The following is a 21,287-nucleotide window of genomic DNA, read 5'->3' as shown; positions in this document are numbered from 1 at the left end:
GCTCCGGATTTTGCCCATGACCGCTTCCTCTCCTGCTTTCCCTCTACGTGACGCGCACACTTCAGACCTTGCCGCGCTCGTCGCGCGTGTTGCGGCGCCCGACGCATCCGTGCGCCGTATCGCGCTGCTCGAACTCGCCGATCTCGAGGATCCCGATTTCGTGCCGATCTTCGTTGCGGCACTGCGCGACGATCCGGCCGCCGACGTGCGCGGCGAAGCGGCGCGCGTGCTCGCCGCCTGGGAGCAGCCCGACGTCGTCGACACGCTGTGCCACGCGCTGCTCGATCCGGACGACGACGTGCGCGCGACCGCGGCACGCAGCCTGTCCGAACTGAAGGATGTCGCGTCCGGTGCGGTGCTGTGCCGCTGGGCCGAACACGCCGAGCCGTTCGTGCGCGGCGCCGCGTTGCGCGCGCTGCGCGAACTGCGCGACCCCGACGCGTTCGCGCCTGCGTTGCACGCGCTCGACGCGCCGGAGGCAGCCGTGCGCGCCGAAGCCGTCGCCGTGCTTGGCTGGCTCAAGGACGTCCGCGCGTTGTCGCCACTCGCACGCATCGCCACGACCGACACGCATGCGGACGTGCGGCGCATCGCGGTCGGCGCGGTCGGGTTCGCGGCGTCCGGCGATACGGCCATCGCCAACGCGTTGCTTGCCGCGCTGCGCGACGCCGAATGGCAGGTACGCGAGGAAGCGGCCGCGACGCTCGGCAAGCTGCGTGTCTCGATCGCACGCGTGCCGCTCGTCGCCGCGCTCGATGACGATTACTGGCAGGTGCGCTTGCGTGCGGTGCGCGCACTCGGGCAATTGCGCGACGCCGCCGCGGCGCCGGCCGTCGCCGCGCTGCTGTCGCATGCGATCAGCAACCTGCGCAAGGAGGCCGCACTCGCGCTCGGCGAACTGCGCGATCCCGCGACGCTGCCCGCGCTGCACGACGCACTGGACGATCGCGATCCCGAAGTACGCAAGGCCGTGCGGATCGCCATCGCGCAGATTGGAGGAGATGCACGATGACGCCGCCGGCCGAGATTCGTCTCGATCATGCGACTCGTGCGTTGACGCTGTGCTGGCCGGACGGCACCACGCAGCGTATCGGCTTTGCGAGGTTGCGCGGCGATTGTCCGTGCGCCGCGTGCCGGAAGATCCGGCTCGACGGCAGGCAGGTCGACGCGCCGCTCGACCTGACGCTGAACGGCGTGGAAGCGGCAGGTTACGGCATCCGCCTGCTGTTCGGCGACGGTCACGCGCGCGGCATCTATCCGTGGCCATATCTGGCGGAACTGAGCGGAGACGAGTCGGATGCGGGCATCGCATCGCGCGATGTGCTCGCGTTCAGACGACCAGCGGACTGAGCGTCGACGAATCGACTCGCATCGGGCCGCCCGTTTCGGTCTCGTATCAGACGGCGACTTACACGGCTTCCGTGCGCCCGTCACTCGCCGATCGCACAAACGACAACGCCCGGCAGGTCATCCCTGCCGGGCGTCCGCATCGTCAGATGCCGTGGTCCGCTACCGAGGCACGCCCCGGCGCCGGATCATTCCCACTCGATCGTCGCCGGCGGCTTGCCCGAGATGTCGTACACCACGCGGTTGATCCCGCGCACCTCGTTGATGATCCGGTTCGACGCGCGGCCGAGCAGCGCGTACGGCAGGTGCGCCCAGTGCGCGGTCATGAAGTCGGTGGTCTGCACCGCGCGCAGCGACGTCACGTAGTCGTACGTGCGGCCATCGCCCATCACGCCGACCGACTTCACCGGCAGGAACACCGCGAACGCCTGGCTCGTCAGGTCGTACCAGGTCTTGCCGACGTCGGCCTCGCCGCACAGGCCCGCTGCCGCGTCCTGCGCGGTGGCGGTCGTGCCGCGCAGTTCCTCGATGAAGATCGCATCCGCGCGACGCAGCAGGTCCGCGTATTCGCGCTTCACTTCGCCGAGAATCCGCACGCCGAGGCCCGGGCCCGGGAACGGATGTCGGTACACCATCTCCGGCGGCAGGCCGAGCGCGACGCCCAGTTCGCGCACTTCGTCCTTGAACAGGTCGCGCAGCGGCTCGAGCAGCTTCAGGCCGAGCGTTTCCGGCAGGCCGCCGACGTTGTGGTGGCTCTTGATCGTCGTCGCCTTCTTCGTCTTCGTGCCGCCCGACTCGACCACGTCCGGATAGATCGTGCCCTGTGCGAGCCACTTCGCCTTCGAAAGCTTCTTCGCTTCCGCCTGGAACACTTCGACGAACTCGCGGCCGATGATCTTGCGCTTCGCTTCCGGATCGGTCACGCCGGCCAGATGGCCGAGGAACTGCTCGGACGCGTCGACGTGCACGACCTTCGCATGCAGGCGGCCCTCGAACATGTCGAGCACCATCTTGCCTTCGTTCAAGCGCAGCAGGCCGTGGTCGACGAACACGCAGGTGAGCTGGTCGCCGATCGCGCGATGGATCAGCGCCGCCGCGACGCTCGAATCCACCCCGCCCGACAGGCCGAGAATCACTTCCTCGTCACCGACCTGCTCGCGGATCTTCGCGACGGCTTCCTCGATGTGGTTCTTCATGATCCAGTCGGGCTTCGCGCCGGCGATCTGCAGCACGAAGCGTTCGATGATCTGGCGGCCCTTCACCGTGTGCGTGACTTCCGGGTGGAACTGCACCGCGTAGTAACCACGCGCCTCGTCGGCCATGCCGGCGATCGGGCAGCTCGGCGTCGACGCCATCAGCGCGAAGCCCGGCGGCAACTCGGCAACCTTGTCGCCGTGGCTCATCCAGACCTTCAGCATCCCGTGGCCTTCGGCCGTCTTGAAATCCTCGATGCCGTCGAACAGGCGCGTATGGCCGTGCGCGCGCATTTCCGCGTAGCCGAATTCGCGATGGTCGCTCCACTCGACCTTGCCGCCAAGCTGCACGGCCATCGTCTGCATGCCGTAGCAGATGCCGAGCACCGGCACACCGAGATCCCATACGGCCTGCGGCGCACGCAGCTGGTGGTCTTCGTACGTGCTCGCATGGCTGCCCGACAGGATCACCGCCTTCGGCGCGAACTCGCGGACGAAGTCGTCGGACACGTCGTTCGGATGGATTTCGCAGTAGACGTGCGCTTCGCGCACGCGGCGCGCGATCAGTTGGGTGACTTGCGAACCGAAGTCGAGAATCAGGATTTTGTCGTGCATGGCTGCGGACAGGATGAAGAGAATAAGAAAAGCAGCGCATGAAGCGCTGCGTCAATAGCATGGACAACGGCGTCGGGCGGCAGGCGGCGCGCGCGACGCATCGCCGGTCAATCCTGCGACGGCGGGCGTGCGTCGAACGCGACGCTGCCTGACAATCGGTCGGATTCGGCCGGCGTGGCTGCCGACGGCGCCGCCGGACGGCCGACGACCGGTTCGACCCGTTGCTGCGGGGCGGAGGCCGGCGCCGGTGTGGCCGGACGCTGCGCGTCCCGTGCCTCGAGCGCCTGCGCCTTCTCGCGCCGCCGCACGGCCGAGGCGAGGCGTACGCCGCCGACACCGAGCACGATCAACGCGACACCGGCCATCGCCGACAGCACGCGGCCGGCGGCCGCGAGCGCGGGACCGTTGCCGGTGCCGAACGACCACACCACCGCCAGCACGCCGATCAGCCAGTTCACATGGCCGACCGCACGCGCGACGGGCGCCGTGAGATCGCCGTTGACCGCCGCATGGAACGCGAGCCACGCGAGGCCGAGCAGCGCGATGCCGAACGCCTGGCCGAGCATCGCCGGCTGGATGTTCGCCAGCTGCAGCGCGTTGAACAGCGCCTGCCAGGGCGTCAGCACGAACAGCACGCCGAACGCCAGCAGCAGCACGGCATCGACGATCAGCACGGCTCGCAGCAACGGTTTCATCGGCGATCAGTCCACGTGGTAGTTCGGTGCTTCCTTCGTGATCTGCACGTCATGCACGTGCGACTCGCGCATGCCCGCCGCGGTGATCTGGACGAATTCGGCCTTGTCATGCAGCTCGTCGATCGTGCGGCAGCCGCAGTAGCCCATGCTCGCGCGCACGCCGCCGACCAGCTGGAACAGGATCGCGTTGACCGAACCCTTGTACGCGACGCGGCCTTCGATGCCTTCCGGCACGAGCTTGTCGATATTCGCCGAGTTGTCCTGGAAGTAGCGGTCTGCCGCGCCGTCCTTCATCGCGCCGACCGAACCCATGCCGCGGTACGACTTGTACTGGCGGCCCTGATACAGGAACACGTCGCCCGGCGCCTCTTCGGTGCCCGCGAACATGCTACCCATCATCACCGCGTTCGCGCCGGCCGCGAGGGCCTTCGACACGTCGCCCGAGAAACGCACGCCGCCGTCGGCGATGCACGGCACGCCGGTGCCCTTCAGCGCTTCCGCGACGTTCGCGATCGCGCTGATCTGCGGCACGCCAACGCCCGCGACGATCCGCGTCGTGCAGATCGAGCCCGGGCCGATGCCGACCTTGACCGCGTCCGCGCCGTATTCGACGAGCGCCTTCGCGGCGGCTGCCGTCGCGATGTTGCCGCCGATCACCTCGACGTGCGGGAAGTTCTGCTTGACCCAGCGCACGCGCTCGAGCACGCCCTTGCTGTGACCGTGCGCGGTATCGACGACGATCACGTCGACGCCGGCCTGCACCAGCAGCTCGACGCGCTCTTCGTTGTCCGGGCCGACGCCGACCGCCGCGCCTGCGCGCAGCTTGCCGTGTTCGTCCTTGCACGCATCCGGGTGTTCGGTCTGCTTGGTGATGTCCTTGACGGTCATCAGGCCGCGCAGTTCGAACGCGTCGTTGACGACCAGCACGCGCTCGAGGCGGTGGCTGTGCATCAGCGCCTTCGCTTCGGCGAGCGGCGTGCCTTCCTTGACCGTGACGAGGCGCTCGCGCGGCGTCATGATCGACTTGACCGGTTCGTCGAGGCGCGATTCGAAACGCAGGTCGCGGTTCGTGACGATGCCGACGAGTTGCGGGCCTTCCACGACCGGGAAGCCCGAGATGCCATGCTGACGCGACAGCGCGATCACGTCGCGCACCTTCATCTGCGGCGGAACCGTGATCGGGTCGCGCACGACGCCCGATTCGAAACGCTTGACCTTCGCGACCTCGCGGGCCTGCTCGGCCGGCGTGAGGTTCTTGTGGACGATACCCACACCACCCTGCTGCGCCATCGCGATCGCGAGGCGACCTTCGGTGACCGTGTCCATCGCGGCGGACACGAGCGGCATGTTCAGGGAGATGTTGCGGGTCAGCTTGGTCTTCAGGCTGGTGTCGCGCGGGAGAACGTCGGAGAAGGCGGGAACGAGGAGCACATCATCGAAAGTGAGTGCTTTTTGGATCAGACGCATGGCAAATCCTATGGGCGCAAAAGCGAATTATACGCGAAGCGCCGCGAATTTTCACAACACGAACAACGGGTTAGGCGTTTTCAAGCGTTCGGGGGCCGAATCGTTCGGATCGCCGTTCGGTTCGTTTTCGATCGCCTTTCGTTTCACCCCCGCATCGACCCATTCGCGCAGTCGGCCGGAATCGGGCCGATCGCACGTCGTGGCCGCACGACGGCGGCCCTTCCGGCGGGGCCTCGGCCAGCCCCGCTCGGCACCTCCATGTGGCCCCGGGCGCCGCTAGGTCTGCCCGACCGCGGCGCACGCGATCATCGCCGCGCCGACACCGATCGCGCCGCCGCCGACGATCCGGGCAACGCGCTCGCCGCCCGGCGCCAGCCGCTCGGCGGCGATCGCCCCGGTCACGAGGGCCATCACGCGTAGATCCATCATGCCGGTCGCCAGAGCAACGGCCATCAGGTTCCCGCAGCAGGCGCCGCAACGTAGCGCGGCTCGCACGCCGTACCACCAAGCAACCGCGGCCGCGACTCCCGCCCGCCGCGCACATGCGTCGTCCGGTGCATGCCGGCAGCAAGCGAGCCGGCGCGCCTTCCAGCCGGACAACTGCAGCACGCCCGCGCCGAGCACGACCGTGCCGGACGCGAACGGCATCGCGGCGGCGAGCGCGGGCAACCGCGCGGCGACCGCCGCCAGTGCGGTGCCGCCAGGAAACACCAGCGCGCCGAGCGCCATCCACGCGGAGAAATACCCGGCGCCCGCGACCGCGACCAACCACCCCGCGCGCGCCTCGCCCAACGGGCCGAGGCTCCGCCGGTATCGCCAGAGCACCGGCGCCAGCACCGGCAGCATCATCGTCACCGTCATCGCGCCCCACATGCCTGCGAACGCGGCGAACGCGCGCCCTGCCTGCCATCCGCACGGCCGGAGCCATCCAGCCGACAACGTCCAGCCACCCGCCATCGGCATGCCGCCCATCGCGTCCATCGATGCGTGCTGCGCGAGCGTCGCCCAGACGCCGGCGCCAAATACCGCGACGAGCGCGGCGCCGAATGCCCGCCGGCCACTGCCCGGCGCGCCGGTCGCAGCCGGTTTCGTCGTGGCGCTCATTGCCCGCTCCCGCCGCTCGCCGGCGCGCGCTCAGCCGCGCGCAGCATACTCGTCATGGCGGCGCCACCACACGCCCGTCTCGTTGCGCCCGAGCGGCGCACGATCGAGCCACTGGTACATCCCCCACAGCCCGTCGAGCCCGCGTGCGTACGTCGAATACGTGTGATAGACGACGCCATCCTCGCGCACGAACGCACTCATCCCCGGCCGGTCGCGCGCATACGTGGCGGCGTCGGTGCCGCAGGTCGCCGCGAACTGGGCGACGGCCGCCGGCGGCGGGTCCATGTCCATCGCGTGGCCGGCTCGCGCATAGTTGTATTCGACGTCGCCGGTGCGTTGCTGCGTTTCGGTGAACGATACGTTGAAGTCGAAATTGAACTCGCCGCCGTCGGAAGACGCCCACGGAAAGTGCCAGCCCATCCGCTGCCGGTACGCGAGCAGCTTCGCGAGCGGCGCGCGCGACACCGCCGCGAGCGTCACGTCGTGGTTCGCGAGGTGGACCGCAAAACCGTCGAAACCGTCGGCGAGCGCCGAGCACGACGGGCAGCCGGCCTTGTAGTCGGGGCCGAACATGAAGTGGTAGACGAGCAGTTGCGAACGGCCGCCGAACAGGTCGTCGAGCGTCGCCGGGCCGTCCTCGGTGTCGAACCGGTAGGCCTTTTCGACGCGCACCCACGGCAGCGCCTGGCGCCGTCGCGCGAGTTCGTCGCTTTGCCGCGTCAATGCCTTTTCCGCATCGAGCAGCGCGCGGCGCGCAGTCAGCCATTCCGCGCGTGTTCCGGTGAGATGGTTCGTCATTGCAGGTTCCTCCTTTCGATGGATATCCGGGCACGGCGCCTCTGCCGTGTGCGTGGTGCTAGATTAGGACCGGGCATCGGACCGGAGGGAGTGACAACTGTGTCGGGATTCGGATGGATTCGCTGATCACGGCCGCCGCGCGGGCGCTCGCGGCGGGCGACCCGCTCGGCGCGCTGAACCGCGTCGCACTGCGCGACGACGCGTCGGCGCTCGCGTTGCGCGGAATCGCGATGGCGCAACTCGGCGATTTCGAGCGCGCGCGGGCGCTCGTGCGCGGTGCGGCACGTGCGTTCGGCGCAAAGGAAGCGGTCGCGCGGGCGCGCTGCGTCGTCGCGGAAGCCGAAATCGCGCTGGCGTCCCGCGACCTCGGCTGGCCGTCGCGCGCCCTCGAAACCGCCTGCGCGACGCTCGACGCACACGGCGACCGCGCGAACGCCGCGCATGCGCGCTATCTCGGCGTGCGCCGGCTGCTGCTGATCGGGCACGTCGACGATGCCGAACGGCAGCTCGCGAACCTCGATCCCGCACCACTGCCAGCCGCATCGCGCGCAGCCCATGAACTGATCGCGGCCGGCATCGCGATGCGCCGCATCCGCCCGCACTTCGCGCGCACGGCACTCGCCCGTGCCCGCGCGGCCGCACAGGACGCCGGCATCGCCGCGCTGACGGCCGAAGTCGAGACGGCCGCACGCATGCTGGATACGCCGGCCGCGCGGCTCATCGCGCGCGGTGCGTCGCGGCTCGTGCTGCTCGACGAGGTCGAGGCGCTGCTGGAATCGAATGCGCTGGTCGTCGATGCATGCCGCCACGCCGTGCGCGACGCACGCACGACCGTGTCGCTCGCGCGCCGCCCGGTGCTGTTCGTGCTCGCCCGCGCGCTGGGCGAGGCGTGGCCCGGCGACGTGTCGAGAAACGCGCTCGTCGCCGCGGCGTTTCGCGCGAGACACGCGGACGAATCGCATCGCGCACGCCTGCGCGTCGAGATCGGCCGCTTGCGCGCGATGCTGCGCCCGCTCGCGAACGTCACCGCGACGCCGCGCGGCTTCGCGCTCGAGCCGCTCGGCCCACACGAGACCGTCGTGCTCGCGCGTCCGGTCGACGATCGCCATGCGGCCGTGCTCGCGCTGCTCGCGGACGGCGAGGCCTGGTCGAGCTCCGCGCTGGCGCTCGCGCTCGGCGCGAGCCAGCGCACCGTGCAGCGCGCGCTCGACGCGCTCGCCGAAGCGGACAAGGTGCAGGCGCTCGGCCGCGGTCGCGCGCGCCGCTGGATGACACCGCCGCTACCCGGATTCGCGACGACCTTGTTACTCCCCGCACCGCTGCCTGGCGACTAGGATGGGCACACCAACGACGAGGTGACCGACATGAAACGCTCCACCGCAGACATCCTCCGCGAATACGGCCCGTTTCCGGGCGTCGACGGCGTGCACGGCGTCACGTTCGACGGACAGCGCGTCTGGTTCGCGTCCGGCGACAAACTGAACGCGCTCGATCCGGAACGCGGCACGACCGTGCGCGCACTCGACGTCGCCGCACACGCAGGCACCGCGTTCGACGGGCGTCATCTGTTTCAGATCGTCGAGGACCGCATCGAGAAGATCGATCCCGATTCGGGCCGCGTGCTCGCGACGATCCCCGCGCCCGGCGGCGGCGCGGATTCGGGGCTCGCGTGGGCCGAAGGTACGCTGTGGGTCGGCCAGTATCGCGAGCGCAAGATTCATCAGGTGGATCCGCAATCGGGCGCCGTGCTGCGCACGATCGAGTCGAACCGCTTCGTCACCGGCGTGACGTGGGTCGACGGCGAGCTGTGGCACGGCACCTGGGAAGCGGACGAGAGCGCGTTGCGGAGAATCGACCCGCGCACCGGCCAGGTGCTCGAACAGGTCGACATGCCGCCCGGTGTCGGTGTGTCGGGGCTGGAATCCGACGGTCGCGACCTCTTCTACTGCGGCGGCGGCAACAGCGGCAAGCTGCGCGCCGTGCGGCGTCCTGCGCGAGCACGCGCGGAGGGCGACAGTGCGGCGGCATCCGAACCGGTCGAGCGCTGATCGCCGATCATCGACGGGCCACCCGGCCCGCCGCCATCCCCGGTCAACGCCGAAACGAATCGCGATGGCGATCTCAGCCGATACCGAACCGCGTCCGCTCCCCGAGTGCAGGAATGAACAAGACGCTGCCGCGCCGCCGTCGTTAAGATGCGCGCTCGTCAGTCATTCGTTCGGAGCAGTCGATGCAGCGCGGTGTGGTGTATGGCGTCCTTGCGGGCGCGTTGTGGGGGATGGTCTTTCTCGTGCCGCGGCTGATGACCGACTTCTCGCCGCTGCTGCTGAGCGCGGGCCGCTACGCGATGTACGGCCTCGTGTCGCTGGCGGCGGCGCTGCCGGCCGCCCGTTCGCTGCTCGTGCGGCTGACCCGCGAGGATCTCGTCGCGCTCGCGAAGCTCGCGCTGATCGGCAACGTCGCGTACTACATGCTGCTGTCCGGCGCCGTGCACCTGATCGGCATCGCGCCCAGCTCGCTGATCGTCGGCGTGCTGCCCGTGACCGTCACGCTCGCCGGCCTTGGCGACCAAGGCGCGATGCCGCTGCGGCGCCTCGTCGCCCCGCTCGCGCTGGTGATCGCCGGCATCGTCTGCATCAACGTCGACCTCTTCACATCGGAAGCCGCGCATGCGACGACGCTCGGCCAGAAGCTCGCCGGCATCGCGTGCGCAACCGGCGCGCTCGCGAGCTGGACCTGGTACGCGGTCGCGAATACGCGCTACCTGCAGCGCCACCATCATTTCGGCGGCAACGAATGGTCGGTGCTGTGGGGTGTCGTAACGGGCCTGATCGGCGGCCTCTGCTGGGTCGCGATCCTCGCGCTGCCGGCCGGCACGGTCCAGGCGGCAGTCCCGGCGTCGCGCTGGCAACTGTTCTGGCTGCTGAACCTCGCGCTCGCGATCGGCGCGTCGTGGCTCGGCAACGGGCTGTGGAACGCGGCATCGAAGCGGCTGCCGCTCACGCTGTCCGGCCAGCTGATCGTGTTCGAGACCGTGTTCGCGATGCTCTACGCATTCGTCTACGACCACCGGATGCCGCGCGTGCTCGAAATCTCAGCGCTCGCGCTGCTGCTGGCGGGCGTGTACGGGTCGGTGCGCCGGCACGGCGACACGCACGCGAGCGGCAAGACGCCCGGCCGTGCAGCCGCGAACGCGAACATCACGGCCCACTGAGCGCGGGCAAGCCTGGTCTGACGAATCGGGACAAAAGGAAATGGAGCGATGCTGGCGCGATGCGTCAGCGCGCGTCCTTGTGCATCCACTTGCGGCCCTCGATGGAGCCCTCGCGGCGGGTCTTGTCGACGCGCCGCTGGCGCGCGAGCTTCGGATCGACGATCAACGGGCGGTAGATCTCGACACGATCATGATCGGCGAGCGGCGCGTCGAGCGGCGCGAGCTTGCCGAACACGCCGGTTTTTGCGTGCGCGAGGTCGATTTCCGGGTGCAGCGCGAGCACGCCGCTCGCATCGATGGCCGCGCGCACGGTCGCGCCTTCGGGCAGCGACACCGGAATCAGCGTCTGGCGATCCGGCAGCGCGTAACAGACTTCGATCGACAGCATCGCGTCACCCCTTCCCGTAGCGCTGGTCGGCGCGCTTGACGAACGAATCGACGAACGTGTTCGCGATATGGCTGAACACCGGCCCGATGATCTTTTCGAGCAGGATGCTCGAGAACTCGTAGTGCAACGCAAATTCGATCTTGCATGCGTCGGAGCGCAGCGGGATGAAGCGCCACGAACCCGTGAACTTCCGGAACGGGCCGTCCGCGAACTCCATGTCGATCCGTGTCGGGCGCTGCTGCGTGTTGCGCGTCGCGAAATGCTGCTTGATGCCCTTGAAGTTGATGTCGATGCGCGCTTCCATCCCGCTGTCGTCCTGACGGCGAATCTCGACGCCGCCGCACCAGGGCAGGAAATTGGGGTAATCGGCCACGTCGGTGACGAGGTCGAACATCTGTTCCGCCGAATGACGGATCAATACGGTTTTCTGGACATCTGCCATAAATCGCGCGGCATCGCTCGAGGTAAGAACGCAAGCCGGGCGATTCTCGCCCCGCTTTGCTAAAATCGTGATTTTAAACGAGTTGGCCCGATCCTTTCATGAGCATCATCGACAACAGGAAAGCGCACTTCGATTATCACATCGAGGAACGCTACGAGGCGGGGCTCGTGCTCGAGGGCTGGGAAGTCAAGGCGCTGCGCGCCGGGCGCGGCCAGATCAAGGAAGGCTACGTCGTGGTCAAGAACGCCGAGATCTTCCTGATCGGCACCCACATCAGCCCGCTGCCCGAAGCCTCGACGCACATCAAGCCCGATCCGGTCCGCACGCGCAAACTGCTGCTGCATCGCGACGAAATCAAGAAACTGATCGGCAAGGTCGAACAGCGCGGCTACACACTCGTGCCGCTGAACTTCCACTACAAGGGCGGTCGCGTGAAATGCGACATCGCGCTCGCGAAGGGCAAGAAGTTGCACGACAAGCGCGAAACCGAGAAGAAACGCGACTGGGAGCGCGAAAAGGCCCGCATCATGCGCGCCGGTACCTGACGCGCAACATCCCGCATCGCAAACGACACGGCCCGCTCGAAGCGGGCCGTGTGCTTTTGTGAGCCGCGATGCGTCGATGCGCCGATCGAGCAGCCGCTCACGGTTCCTGATGAAACCCTGCGCCGCTTATCGTCATGCGAGCAGGATCGCGATTCCATGGCGCGACGATTCGCCGCACGCCGGCCGCACGCAACGGCCGGACGGCTCACCGAGCCGCGCGTGCGCTCAACCCTTTCCGCCCGCGGCTGGCGTCGCGTTCTTGACGATCGTCAGCGCCGACGCGATCGCGGTGCCGAGATCCGACAGGTTCGCCGGCACGATCAGCGTATTGCCCTGTTTCGCGAGGTTCGAGAACGCGCCGACGTACTGCTCGGCGACCTTCAGGTTCACAGCATCCATCCCGCCCTGCGACTGGATCGCGTTCGCGATCTTCTGGATGGCCTGCGCGTTCGCCTCGGCCACCGCGAGAATCGCGGCCGCCTCGCCCTGCGCCTGGTTGATCGCGGCTTGCCGCTCGCCTTCCGACTTCTGGATCGCCGCCTCGCGCGCGCCCGACGCGAGGTTGATCTGCTCCTGCTTGCGGCCTTCGGATGCGGCGATCAGCGCGCGCTTTTCCCGCTCGGCGGTGATCTGTGCCTGCATCGCGTGCAGGATTTCCTTCGGCGGCGTCAGGTCTTTGATCTCGTAACGCAGCACTTTCACACCCCAGTTCGCGGCAGCCTGGTCGAGCGCCGACACGATGTTGTGGTTGATGAAGTCGCGTTCCTCGAAGGTCTTGTCGAGTTCGAGCTTGCCGACCACCGACCGTAGCGTCGTCTGCGCGAGCTGGGTGATCGCGAGCACGAAGTTGCTCGATCCGTACGACGCCTTCATCGGATCGGTCACCTGGAAGTACAGCACGCCGTCGACCTGCAGCTGCGTGTTGTCGCGCGTGATGCAGACCTGGCTCGGCACGTCGAGCGGAATTTCCTTCAGCACATGCCGGTAGGCGATCCGGTCGACGAACGGCAGCACGATATTGAGACCGGGCGACAGCGTCGCGTGATAGCGCCCGAAGCGTTCGAGCACCCACGCATGCTGCTGCGGGACGATCTTCACCGTCTTCGACACGATCACGATGGCGATGACGAGCAGGACGACCCAGATGATCAGCGAATCCATGAAATGTTCTCTCCTTGTTGTATCAGCGGACGATCAGCCCGCAGGTTTCGCTACGACCACGAGACAGTTGCCGCGCACGGCGCGCACCTGATACACCCGCACATCGTCGCGCTCGCCGTGCGCGAGTTCGACGTCCCAGTCGGTGCCGCGATATTGCACGCGCGCGCGGCCGTCATGCCATGCGTCGACCGTGACGGTCGAGCCGATATCGAGATTGACGTCGGGATTCGTCGACGTGTCGCGCTTCTGCTTGCGCCCGAGCCCCGAGCGGCGCAGCACGATCATCGCGATGATCGCGACCACGGCGGCCACGCCAAACTGCACGTGCGGCGCGAAACCGGCCAGTTGCAGCAATCCGCCCGCGAGAAAGCCGAGCGCAATCATCAGCAGGTAGAACGTGCCCGTGAGCAACTCGGCCACGACCAGCACACCCACCGCGACCCACCAGAACAGATGCCCCGACATCATTGTGGTCTCCAGAAAAACGGTCCCGTACGCTCACTATATTCTTCGCAGCCGCAAGCGGACGCGACCGGCACGCCCGGGTCGGCCGGGTCACCCCGTTACGTACCGACAAACAAAAACACCCCGGCGCTTACCGGGGTGTTTATAACACGAACCTTGCATTTTGCCTTCAACGCAAGCGCGGCGGTACCGCACTTGCGCCGAACGGCCATTACCGACCGTTACTTCCGGTTGGCGAGCGCCTGCCACGTATCGATGATCGTGTCCGGGTTCAGCGAGATCGACACGATGCCTTCGTCAGTCAGCCATTGCGCAAAGTCCGGGTGATCGGACGGGCCCTGACCGCAGATGCCGACGTACTTGCCCATCTTGCGGCAGGTATCGATCGCCCGCTTGAGCAGGAACTTGACGGCCGGGTCGCGTTCGTCGAAGTCGACGGCCAGCAGTTCCATGCCCGAGTCGCGGTCGAGGCCGAGCGTGAGCTGCGTGAGGTCGTTCGAACCGATCGAGAAACCGTCGAAGTGCTCGAGGAACTCTTCGGCAAGGATCGCGTTGGTCGGAACTTCACACATCATCACGAGGCGCAGGCCGTTCTCGCCACGCTTCAGGCCGAACTTCTCGAGCAGGCCGACGACGCGCTCCGCCTGCTTCACGGTCCGCACGAACGGCACCATGATCTCGACATTGGTCAGGCCCATCTCGTCGCGCACGCGCTTCAGTGCACGGCACTCCATCTCGAACGCCTGCGCGAAGTCTTCGGCGATGTAGCGCGACGCGCCGCGGAAGCCCAGCATCGGGTTTTCCTCGTCCGGCTCGTAGCGCGAACCGCCGATCAGCTTCTTGTACTCGTTCGACTTGAAGTCGGACAGACGCACGATCACGGGCTTCGGATAGAACGCCGCGGCGATCGTCGCAACGCCTTCCGTCAGCTTGTCGACGTAGAACTGGCGCGGCGACGCGTGGCCGCGCGCGACGCTCTCGACCGCCTTCTTCAGATCCTGGTCGATGTTCGGGTACTCGAGGATCGCCTTCGGGTGCACGCCGATGTTGTTGTTGATGATGAACTCGAGACGTGCGAGGCCAACACCACCGTTCGGCAGTTGCGAGAAGTCGAACGCGAGCTGCGGGTTGCCGACGTTCATCATGATCTTGACCGGGATTTCCGGCAGTTCGCCGCGCTGCACTTCCGTGACTTCCGTCTCGAGCAGCCCGTCGTAGATCTTGCCTTCGTCGCCTTCCGCGCACGACACCGTGACGAGCGCGCCATCCTTCAGGATGTCGGTCGCGTCGCCGCAGCCGACGACTGCCGGCACGCCGAGCTCACGCGCGATGATCGCCGCGTGGCAGGTCCGGCCGCCACGGTTCGTGACGATCGCCGCCGCACGCTTCATCACCGGCTCCCAGTTCGGGTCGGTCATGTCAGCCACCAGCACGTCGCCCGGCTGCACGCGTTCCATTTCCGACGGATCCTGGATCACGCGCACGGGGCCCGCGCCGATCTTCTGGCCGATCGCACGACCCGTCGCCAGCACCTGCGACTGGCCCTTCAGCTTGAAGCGCTGCTCGGCCTTGCCGGACGCCTGGCTCTTCACCGTTTCCGGACGCGCCTGCAGGATGAAGATCTTGCCGTCGCGGCCGTCCTTGCCCCACTCGATGTCCATCGGACGCTGGTAGTGCTTCTCGATGATGACCGCGTACTTCGCCAGCTCGATCACGTCTTCGTCAGTGATCGAGTAGCGGTTGCGCTGCTCGTGCGGCACGTCGACCGTCTTCACGCGGCCCGGCTCGCCCGGCTGCGTGAATTCCATCTTGATCAGCTTCGAGCCGATCGAGCGGCGGATGATCGGGTACTTGTCCTGTGCGAGCGTCGTCTTGAACACGTAGAACTCGTCCGGGTTCACGGCGCCCTGCACGACGGTTTCGCCCAGGCCATAGCTCGACGTGATGAACACGGCGTCCTTGAAGCCCGATTCGGTATCGATCGTGAACATCACGCCGGCCGCGCCGACGTCGGAGCGGACCATGCGCTGCACGCCGGCCGACAGCGCGACTTCGGCGTGCGTGAAGCCCTTGTGAACGCGGTACGAGATCGCGCGGTCGTTGTACAGCGACGCGAACACGTGCTTCATGCGGTCGAGCACGTCGTCGATGCCGACGACGTTCAGGTACGACTCCTGCTGGCCGGCGAACGACGCGTCGGGCAAGTCTTCCGCGGTCGCGGACGAACGCACGGCGAACGACAGCTCGCCCGGCGAGCCGTTCTTCAGGATTTCGAACTGTGCGCGGATTTCCTGCTCGAGACGTGCCTGCAGCGGTGCATCGACGATCCACTTGCGGATTTCGGCACCGGCTTCGGCGAGCGCCTTCACGTCGTCGATGTCGAGCGACTCGAGACGCTTGGCGATGCGATCGGTCAGATCGTTGTGCTTGAGGAAATCACGGAATGCGAGCGCGGTCGTGGCGAAACCGGTGGGTACACGAACGCCTGCTTCGGAAAGCTGGCTGATCATCTCGCCGAGCGACGCATTCTTGCCGCCCACGATCTCCACATCGGTCATCCGCAACTGCTCGAACGGGATTACATACGCCTGGTCCTTTGCGACGTTTGCTGCGTTAGTCATACAAGCCCCTAAGTGTGAAAAAAATGCTCGATTGCGCAAGTGGGCTCGGACGCGGGCGCTTGCAAAAAGGCGCGGCGCGTCTTGCGCAACCTGTTGGAGAAACAATCGCAGCGGCGGAAAATCTTCCGACCCGATTTGCAAAAATCCCGGCAGAAGGGCGATATAGTCAGACGAATCGCCGAACTTGCCGGGAGTTTTAGATCGCTCGCGGCAAGCCCGGGGTGCCGTTCGCACCCTGCCCCCGCAATTGCTTATCCAACAGGTTGCCGCTATTCTACCGTGCCGGCTGCCGGATGTGGCGCGACCTTGTCACTGCGTCTGGAGGCGAACCTCCAGCCGCCCGCGCAACCGCCCTTCACGTTCGACGCCCAGATTCATGCTGCCTACCGTTTTCATCGTCTCCGACGGCACCGGGATTACTGCCGAAACCTTCGCGCACTCGATCCTCTCCCAGTTCGACCAGAAATTCCGCCTCGTGCGCTTGCCGTTCGTGGACTCGCTCGACAAGGCCTTTGCGACCGTCGAGAAGATCAACGAAGCCGCGGTGCACGACGGCCGCCGCGCGATCGTGTTCACGACGCTCGTCGACAGCGAGTCGAACGACATCGTCAAGCGCTCGAACGCGCTCGTGCTGGACATGTTCCAGCGCTTCGTCGAGCCCCTCGAGCAGGAACTGGAGCTGAAGTCGAGCCACGCGATGGGTCGCGGCCACCAGAACGCCGACACCGAGGAATACAAGACGCGGATCGAGGCGATCAACTTCTCGCTCGCGCACGACGACGGTCAGTCGAACCGCAACCTGTCGGAGGCCGACGTGATCCTGGTCGGCGTGTCGCGCAGCGGCAAGACGCCAACGAGCCTGTATCTCGCGATGCAGTACGGCGTGAAGGCAGCCAACTATCCGCTGATTCCGGAAGACTTCGAGCGCGGCAAGCTGCCGTCGGCGCTGTCGCCGCATCGCGACAAGCTGTTCGGCCTGTCGATCGACCCGCAACGCCTGTCTGAGATTCGCAACGAGCGCCGCCCGGGCAGCAAGTACGCGGCGCCGGAGAACTGCCGCTACGAGATCAACGAGGCCGAGGCGATGATGCGTCGCGAAGGGATCAAGTGGCTGTCGTCGACACACAAGTCGATCGAGGAGATCGCGACGACGATCCTGCAGGAAATCCGTCTCGACCGGCAGTCGTACTGACGACTTGCCCGCCGGCGCGGCCGCCAGCCGCCGCCAGAAGCAGAAAGGCCGCGTCGAACGCGGCCTTTTTTCATGGTCGGGATACGCGCGCGCGGACAACGCCGTGCGTCACGTCGTCATGTCACGCGCGCCGCTGCTGCCGCACCTGCTCGAACAGGCACACCGCCGCCGCCGCCGCGACGTTCAGCGACTCCATGCCGCCCGGCTGCGGGATCGTCACGCGATGCGTGGCCGCGTCGCGCCAGAACGCCGACACGCCGGCGCCCTCGTTGCCGAACACCCATGCGACGGGCCCGGCCAGATCACAGTCGTAGACCGCCCGCGCGCCGTGCGAATCGGTGAGCGCGACCGGCACGTCGAGACGCGCGGCGAGTGCGTCAGGCTCGACGTCCTCGTGGATCGACAGCAGGAAATGCGCGCCCATCGCCGAACGCAGCACCTTCGACGACCACGCATAGGCAGTGCCCGGCGCACAGAATACGTGCCGCACGCCGGCGGCCGCCGCGCTGCGCAAGATCGAACCGACGTTGCCGGCGTCCTGCACGCCGTCGAGCACGACAGACGTGTGCGTGACGCGCTCCGGCAGCGGCTGCGCGGGCCGGTCGACGAGCAACAGGAAACCGACGCCGCTGACCACGTTCGACAGTTGCCCGAACAATGCGTCGGGCAGCGTAACGACCCGCTGCTCGTCGACGCGCGCGATGATCGCCTGCGCTTCGTCGTGCGCGAGCGCGCCTTCGGTCGCGACGCAGAGCTCGGGTGTTGCGCCCGTATCGAGATACGCGCTGGCGAGGTGGAAACCCTCGAGCAGCGCCTGGCCGCCCCGCCGCTGCTGGGACGTCGAACCCGCGAGCGCCTTCAGGCGCTTGTACAGCGGGTTGTCGCGGGAAGTAATGCTTTTCATCGAATCAGGTCAAGTGCCGCACGCACCGGCGCGAACGAGCGCCGATGGGCTTCGCACGGGCCATGCTCGCGCAGCGCGGCAAGATGTTTCTCGGTGCCGTAGCCCGCATGCACGTTGAAGCCATATACCGGGAAGCGTTCGTGCAGGTCGACGAGCATGCGGTCGCGCGTGACCTTCGCGAGGATCGATGCGGCGGAAATGCTCGGCACGAGCGCGTCGCCGCTGACGATCGCCTCGGCACGCACCGTCAGCGTCGGACAGCGGTTGCCGTCGATCTGTGCGAGCGTCGGCAGCACCGACAGGCCTTCGACGGCCCGCTTCATCGCGAGCATCGTTGCGTGCAGGATGTTGAGCGTATCGATCTCGTCGACGCTCGCCGAAGCGACGCAATACGCGCGCGAGCGCGCGACGATCAGCTCGTACAGCGCGTCGCGCTTCTTCGCGGACAACGCCTTCGAATCGTCGAGCCCGTCGATCGGCTGCGCGGGATCGAGGATCACCGCGGCGGCGACCACCGGCCCCGCGAGCGGGCCGCGGCCCGCTTCGTCGACGCCGCAGACGATCTCGTCGGGCCGGCTGAAGTCGAAGCCGCCCTGCACGTCGGTCGACGCGCGGCGACGTGGTGCACGGGCGGCCGTCATGCGCGCCCCTTGCGTTGCTCGAGTACGCGCACGACCGCTTCGGCCGCTTTCGCGGCCGTGTTCTGCCGCAGCGAGAGATGCATTTCGGTAAACACGTCGGTCAGCGTGCGACGGTTCGCGTCGTCGCGCAGCTGCGTGAGCGTCGCATCGGCGAGCGCCTCGGGCGTCGCGAAATGCTGCAGCAGCTCGGGCACGACGAAGCGCCCCGCCAGAATGTTCGGCAAGCCGACGTACGGTAGGTAGCCCTGCCGGCGCATGATCTGCCCGGTCAACCAGGGCACCTTGTACGAGATCACCATCGGCTTCTTCAACAGCGCGGCTTCCAGCGTGACGGTGCCGCTCTTCACGAGGATCGCGTCGGCGGCCGTCATCGCGACCTGCGAGCGGCCGTCGGTGATCGTCAGCGCAAGCTGCGGATGCGCGTCGACGAGCGGCTGCAGCAGCTCGCGCAGTGCAGGCGTCGCCGCCGGCATCACGAACCTCACGCCGGGCTCGCGCTGCTGCATCAGCGCCATCGCCGCGAAGAACGTCGGGCCGATCAGCCCGATCTCCGAGCGCCGGCTGCCCGGCAACACCGCGATCACGGGGCCGTCCGCGGGCAAGCCCAGCGCGATGCGCGCACCATGCGTGTCGGGCTCGAGCGGAATCTCGTCGGCCAGCGGGTGGCCGACATACGTCGACGCGACGCCCGCCTTGTCGAGGATCGCCGGTTCGAACGGGAACAGGCACAGCATGTGGTCGACGGACTTCGCGATCTTCTTGATCCGCCCCCCGCGCCATGCCCAGATCGACGGGCATACGAAGTGGATCGACGGGATGCCCGCGTCGCGCGCGGCCTGCTCCACGTTGAAGTTGAAATCGGGCGCGTCGACGCCGATGAATGCGTCGGGCCGCTCCGCGAGCAGCTGGCGCTTCAGTTCGCCGCGAATCCGAAGGATTTCGGGAATCTGGCCCAGCGCCTCGACGTAGCCGCGCACCGTCAGCTTGTCCATCTGCCAGTGCGAGTCGAAGCCGTGCGCGAGCATCCGCTGCCCGCCGATCCCGTAGTAGCGGGTCGACGCGGGCAGCCGCTCTTGAAGCCCGCCGAGCAGCGACGCCGCGAGCAGATCGCCCGACGGCTCGCCGGCCACCATCGCGAGCCGGAGCTGATTGGTCGGGAGCGACATCGCTTAGCGGATGATGCCGCGTTGGGACGCGTCGATGAACGCAACGAGCGCGCCAACAGCTGCGTCGCCTTCGCCGCCCGCGGCCGCCAATTCGCGCAACTGCACCTTCGCTTCCTCGAGCGACAGGCCGTTCTTGTACAGCAGGCGGTACGCGCTGCGCAGCGCCGAGATCGCGTCGGGCGAGAAACCGCGCCGGCGCAGGCCTTCGACGTTGATGCCGTGCGGCTCGGCCTTGTTGCCGGCCGCGATCACGAACGGCGGCACGTCCTGCACGAGCGCCGAGGCACCGCCCAGCATCGAGTGCGCACCGATGCGCACGAACTGGTGCACGCCCGACATCCCGCCGACGATCGCCCAGTCGCCGATCTCGACGTGACCGGCCATCTGCGCGTTGCTCGACAGGATCACGTTGTTGCCGACGCGGCAGTCATGACCGATGTGCACATAGGCCATGATCCAGTTGTCGTCGCCGAGCGTCGTCACGCCGACGTCCTGCACGGTGCCGGTGTGGATCGTCGTGAATTCGCGGATCGTGTTGCGGTTGCCGATCACGAGCTTCGTCGGCTCGTCCTTGTACTTCATGTCCTGCGGACGGCCGCCGACCGACGCGTAATGGCCGATGCGGTTGTCCTCGCCGAGCGTCGTGTGACCTTCGATCACGCTGTGCGAACCGATCGTCGTACGCGCGCCGATCGTGACGTGCGGCCCGACGATCGCGTACGGCCCGATCTCGACGGACTCGTCGATCTGCGCACCCGGTTCGACGATCGCGGTAGGATGAATCCTGGTCATGCGCCGTTGCCTCTCGATGTGATGTGTCGCGTTGCTCGCGTTACGTTACCCATGCGTGCCGCGTCGCTCAGGGCGCCGCGTCGGCCGTCTTGACCGTGCACATCAATTCGGCTTCCGCCGCCACCTTGCCGTCCACTTCCGCCACCGCCTTGAACTTCCAGATGCCGCGGATGTAGCGTTCGAACGTCACGTTCAGAATCAGCTGGTCGCCCGGTTCGACCACACGCTTGAAGCGTGCGCCGTCGATGCCGACGAAGTAGTACAACGTGTTCTCCGGATCCTTCGGCTGCTCTTCCGCGAACGTCAGCAGCGCGGCCGCCTGCGCGAGCGCCTCGAGGATCAGCACACCCGGCATCACCGGCCGCTTCGGGAAGTGCCCCTGGAAGAACGGCTCGTTGATCGACACGTTCTTCAGCGCTTTGATTCCCTTGTGCGGCTCGAGTTCGAGCACGCGATCGACGAGCAGAATCGGGTAGCGATGCGGCAGCAGCGTGAGGATCTTGTGGATGTCGAGATTGATTTTTTCAGTGCTCATGA

22 protein-coding genes are annotated in these 21,287 nt (G+C 67.2%); 7 read left to right on the top strand and 15 right to left on the bottom strand.

What is annotated here, in order from left to right; translation table 11 throughout:
* Positions 1-16 precede the first annotated feature (16 nt).
* A complete protein-coding gene (locus HWX25_RS14085; protein ID WP_175908870.1) occupies positions 17-1,012 on the top strand; it encodes a HEAT repeat domain-containing protein in 996 nt (331 codons plus the stop codon).
* Positions 1,009-1,350, top strand: a complete 342-nt coding sequence (locus tag HWX25_RS14080; RefSeq protein WP_175908869.1) for a gamma-butyrobetaine hydroxylase-like domain-containing protein — start codon at positions 1,009-1,011, stop codon at positions 1,348-1,350. The genes HWX25_RS14085 and HWX25_RS14080 overlap by 4 nt, the downstream gene beginning before the upstream one ends.
* Before the next feature lie 185 nt (positions 1,351-1,535).
* On the opposite strand, the gene guaA is transcribed toward HWX25_RS14080, so the two are convergent.
* From guaA to HWX25_RS14055, 5 genes are all read right to left on the bottom strand, one after another.
* Complete coding sequence (guaA, locus tag HWX25_RS14075) at positions 1,536-3,155, bottom strand: glutamine-hydrolyzing GMP synthase (protein ID WP_059529378.1); 1,620 nt, start codon at positions 3,153-3,155, stop codon at positions 1,536-1,538.
* A gap of 107 nt (positions 3,156-3,262) precedes the next feature.
* Positions 3,263-3,850, bottom strand: a complete 588-nt coding sequence (locus HWX25_RS14070; protein WP_175908868.1) for a hypothetical protein — start codon at positions 3,848-3,850, stop codon at positions 3,263-3,265.
* Positions 3,851-3,856: 6 nt separating this feature from the next.
* Entirely contained in the window at positions 3,857-5,317 is a 1,461-nt protein-coding gene (gene guaB / locus HWX25_RS14065) for an IMP dehydrogenase (protein ID WP_059464274.1), read from the bottom strand.
* Positions 5,318-5,593: 276 nt separating this feature from the next.
* Entirely contained in the window at positions 5,594-6,421 is an 828-nt protein-coding gene (locus tag HWX25_RS14060; RefSeq protein ID WP_175908867.1) for a DUF2182 domain-containing protein, read from the bottom strand.
* Between the two features lie 30 nt (positions 6,422-6,451).
* Complete coding sequence (locus HWX25_RS14055; RefSeq protein WP_175908866.1) at positions 6,452-7,219, bottom strand: DUF899 domain-containing protein; 768 nt, start codon at positions 7,217-7,219, stop codon at positions 6,452-6,454.
* A gap of 113 nt (positions 7,220-7,332) precedes the next feature.
* On the opposite strand from HWX25_RS14055, the gene HWX25_RS14050 reads away from it, so the two are divergent.
* The 3 genes from HWX25_RS14050 to HWX25_RS14040 all read left to right on the top strand — a co-directional run bounded on the left by HWX25_RS14050 (position 7,333) and on the right by HWX25_RS14040 (position 10,433).
* Positions 7,333-8,553, top strand: a complete 1,221-nt coding sequence (locus tag HWX25_RS14050) for a helix-turn-helix domain-containing protein (RefSeq protein WP_175908865.1) — start codon at positions 7,333-7,335, stop codon at positions 8,551-8,553.
* 30 nt (positions 8,554-8,583) lie between these two features.
* Entirely contained in the window at positions 8,584-9,267 is a 684-nt protein-coding gene (locus tag HWX25_RS14045; protein ID WP_059817724.1) for a glutamine cyclotransferase, read from the top strand.
* 182 nt (positions 9,268-9,449) lie between these two features.
* Entirely contained in the window at positions 9,450-10,433 is a 984-nt protein-coding gene (locus HWX25_RS14040) for a DMT family transporter (RefSeq protein WP_175908864.1), read from the top strand.
* Between the two features lie 64 nt (positions 10,434-10,497).
* Here HWX25_RS14040 and HWX25_RS14035 read toward each other — a convergent pair whose 3' ends face one another.
* Both HWX25_RS14035 and HWX25_RS14030 read right to left on the bottom strand, forming a co-directional pair.
* On the bottom strand, positions 10,498-10,821 hold the full coding sequence (locus HWX25_RS14035) for an RnfH family protein (RefSeq protein WP_059450006.1): 324 nt from the start codon (positions 10,819-10,821) through the stop codon (positions 10,498-10,500).
* A 4-nt stretch (positions 10,822-10,825) separates the two neighbouring features.
* Positions 10,826-11,263 (bottom strand): type II toxin-antitoxin system RatA family toxin, encoded by a 438-nt coding sequence (locus HWX25_RS14030; protein WP_059529356.1) that lies wholly within the window; start codon positions 11,261-11,263, stop codon positions 10,826-10,828.
* Between the two features lie 98 nt (positions 11,264-11,361).
* Here HWX25_RS14030 and smpB point away from each other — a divergent pair, with 98 nt between their 5' ends.
* Positions 11,362-11,808, top strand: a complete 447-nt coding sequence (gene smpB, locus HWX25_RS14025; RefSeq protein WP_050012888.1) for an SsrA-binding protein SmpB — start codon at positions 11,362-11,364, stop codon at positions 11,806-11,808.
* Positions 11,809-12,033: 225 nt separating this feature from the next.
* Here smpB and HWX25_RS14020 read toward each other — a convergent pair whose 3' ends face one another.
* The 3 genes from HWX25_RS14020 to ppsA all read right to left on the bottom strand — a co-directional run bounded on the left by HWX25_RS14020 (position 12,034) and on the right by ppsA (position 16,055).
* Complete coding sequence (locus HWX25_RS14020) at positions 12,034-12,969, bottom strand: SPFH domain-containing protein (RefSeq protein WP_059817728.1); 936 nt, start codon at positions 12,967-12,969, stop codon at positions 12,034-12,036.
* Between the two features lie 33 nt (positions 12,970-13,002).
* A complete protein-coding gene (locus HWX25_RS14015; protein ID WP_175908863.1) occupies positions 13,003-13,437 on the bottom strand; it encodes an NfeD family protein in 435 nt (144 codons plus the stop codon).
* Positions 13,438-13,655: 218 nt separating this feature from the next.
* Positions 13,656-16,055 (bottom strand): phosphoenolpyruvate synthase, encoded by a 2,400-nt coding sequence (gene ppsA, locus HWX25_RS14010; RefSeq protein WP_059817730.1) that lies wholly within the window; start codon positions 16,053-16,055, stop codon positions 13,656-13,658.
* Positions 16,056-16,431: 376 nt separating this feature from the next.
* Between ppsA and HWX25_RS14005 the strand changes: the two genes are divergently transcribed.
* Positions 16,432-17,247 (top strand): pyruvate, water dikinase regulatory protein, encoded by an 816-nt coding sequence (locus HWX25_RS14005; RefSeq protein ID WP_059450011.1) that lies wholly within the window; start codon positions 16,432-16,434, stop codon positions 17,245-17,247.
* 121 nt (positions 17,248-17,368) lie between these two features.
* Here HWX25_RS14005 and HWX25_RS14000 read toward each other — a convergent pair whose 3' ends face one another.
* The 5 genes from HWX25_RS14000 to fabZ form a co-directional block, all read right to left on the bottom strand.
* Positions 17,369-18,151 carry an RNA methyltransferase gene (locus HWX25_RS14000; RefSeq protein ID WP_175908862.1) on the bottom strand — a complete coding sequence of 261 codons (783 nt, stop codon included), beginning with the start codon at positions 18,149-18,151 and terminating at the stop codon, positions 17,369-17,371.
* Positions 18,148-18,792, bottom strand: coding sequence for a ribonuclease HII (gene rnhB, locus HWX25_RS13995; protein ID WP_059691995.1), 645 nt, complete (start codon positions 18,790-18,792; stop codon positions 18,148-18,150). The genes HWX25_RS14000 and rnhB overlap by 4 nt, the downstream gene beginning before the upstream one ends.
* Positions 18,789-19,958 (bottom strand): lipid-A-disaccharide synthase, encoded by a 1,170-nt coding sequence (gene lpxB / locus HWX25_RS13990; protein ID WP_059817734.1) that lies wholly within the window; start codon positions 19,956-19,958, stop codon positions 18,789-18,791. Before lpxB ends, rnhB begins: the two co-directional genes overlap by 4 nt.
* Positions 19,959-19,961: 3 nt before the next feature.
* Entirely contained in the window at positions 19,962-20,750 is a 789-nt protein-coding gene (gene lpxA, locus HWX25_RS13985) for an acyl-ACP--UDP-N-acetylglucosamine O-acyltransferase (RefSeq protein WP_059701563.1), read from the bottom strand.
* A gap of 67 nt (positions 20,751-20,817) precedes the next feature.
* Positions 20,818-21,285 (bottom strand): 3-hydroxyacyl-ACP dehydratase FabZ, encoded by a 468-nt coding sequence (fabZ, locus tag HWX25_RS13980; protein ID WP_006495559.1) that lies wholly within the window; start codon positions 21,283-21,285, stop codon positions 20,818-20,820.
* Positions 21,286-21,287: the final 2 nt, after the last annotated feature.

This window comes from Burkholderia sp. BCC1640 (assembly GCF_902833125.1).
In the GTDB taxonomy this organism is placed as follows: domain Bacteria; phylum Pseudomonadota; class Gammaproteobacteria; order Burkholderiales; family Burkholderiaceae; genus Burkholderia; species Burkholderia diffusa.
Note: the sequence above shows the minus strand (reverse complement) of the source record. Positions and strands in the feature narration are given on the sequence as shown.

Bases quoted from the DNA above. Each gene is read 5' to 3' on its own strand.
- HWX25_RS14060 (WP_175908867.1), bottom strand. From the start codon at position 6,421: ATGAGCGCCACGACGAAACCGGCTGCGACCGGCGCGCCGGGCAGTGGC.
- rnhB (WP_059691995.1), bottom strand. From the start codon at position 18,792: ATGACGGCCGCCCGTGCACCACGTCGCCGCGCGTCGACCGACGTGCAG.
- HWX25_RS14045 (WP_059817724.1), top strand. From the start codon at position 8,584: ATGAAACGCTCCACCGCAGACATCCTCCGCGAATACGGCCCGTTTCCG.
- smpB (WP_050012888.1), top strand. From the start codon at position 11,362: ATGAGCATCATCGACAACAGGAAAGCGCACTTCGATTATCACATCGAG.
- HWX25_RS14055 (WP_175908866.1), bottom strand. From the start codon at position 7,219: ATGACGAACCATCTCACCGGAACACGCGCGGAATGGCTGACTGCGCGC.
- HWX25_RS14085 (WP_175908870.1), top strand. From the start codon at position 17: ATGACCGCTTCCTCTCCTGCTTTCCCTCTACGTGACGCGCACACTTCA.
- HWX25_RS14030 (WP_059529356.1), bottom strand. From the start codon at position 11,263: ATGGCAGATGTCCAGAAAACCGTATTGATCCGTCATTCGGCGGAACAG.
- guaA (WP_059529378.1), bottom strand. From the start codon at position 3,155: ATGCACGACAAAATCCTGATTCTCGACTTCGGTTCGCAAGTCACCCAA.
- HWX25_RS14050 (WP_175908865.1), top strand. From the start codon at position 7,333: ATGGATTCGCTGATCACGGCCGCCGCGCGGGCGCTCGCGGCGGGCGAC.
- ppsA (WP_059817730.1), bottom strand. From the start codon at position 16,055: ATGACTAACGCAGCAAACGTCGCAAAGGACCAGGCGTATGTAATCCCG.
- HWX25_RS14080 (WP_175908869.1), top strand. From the start codon at position 1,009: ATGACGCCGCCGGCCGAGATTCGTCTCGATCATGCGACTCGTGCGTTG.
- lpxB (WP_059817734.1), bottom strand. From the start codon at position 19,958: ATGTCGCTCCCGACCAATCAGCTCCGGCTCGCGATGGTGGCCGGCGAG.
- HWX25_RS14020 (WP_059817728.1), bottom strand. From the start codon at position 12,969: ATGGATTCGCTGATCATCTGGGTCGTCCTGCTCGTCATCGCCATCGTG.
- HWX25_RS14070 (WP_175908868.1), bottom strand. From the start codon at position 3,850: ATGAAACCGTTGCTGCGAGCCGTGCTGATCGTCGATGCCGTGCTGCTG.
- fabZ (WP_006495559.1), bottom strand. From the start codon at position 21,285: ATGAGCACTGAAAAAATCAATCTCGACATCCACAAGATCCTCACGCTG.
- HWX25_RS14015 (WP_175908863.1), bottom strand. From the start codon at position 13,437: ATGATGTCGGGGCATCTGTTCTGGTGGGTCGCGGTGGGTGTGCTGGTC.
- HWX25_RS14000 (WP_175908862.1), bottom strand. From the start codon at position 18,151: ATGAAAAGCATTACTTCCCGCGACAACCCGCTGTACAAGCGCCTGAAG.
- lpxA (WP_059701563.1), bottom strand. From the start codon at position 20,750: ATGACCAGGATTCATCCTACCGCGATCGTCGAACCGGGTGCGCAGATC.
- HWX25_RS14035 (WP_059450006.1), bottom strand. From the start codon at position 10,821: ATGCTGTCGATCGAAGTCTGTTACGCGCTGCCGGATCGCCAGACGCTG.
- HWX25_RS14005 (WP_059450011.1), top strand. From the start codon at position 16,432: ATGCTGCCTACCGTTTTCATCGTCTCCGACGGCACCGGGATTACTGCC.
- guaB (WP_059464274.1), bottom strand. From the start codon at position 5,317: ATGCGTCTGATCCAAAAAGCACTCACTTTCGATGATGTGCTCCTCGTT.
- HWX25_RS14040 (WP_175908864.1), top strand. From the start codon at position 9,450: ATGCAGCGCGGTGTGGTGTATGGCGTCCTTGCGGGCGCGTTGTGGGGG.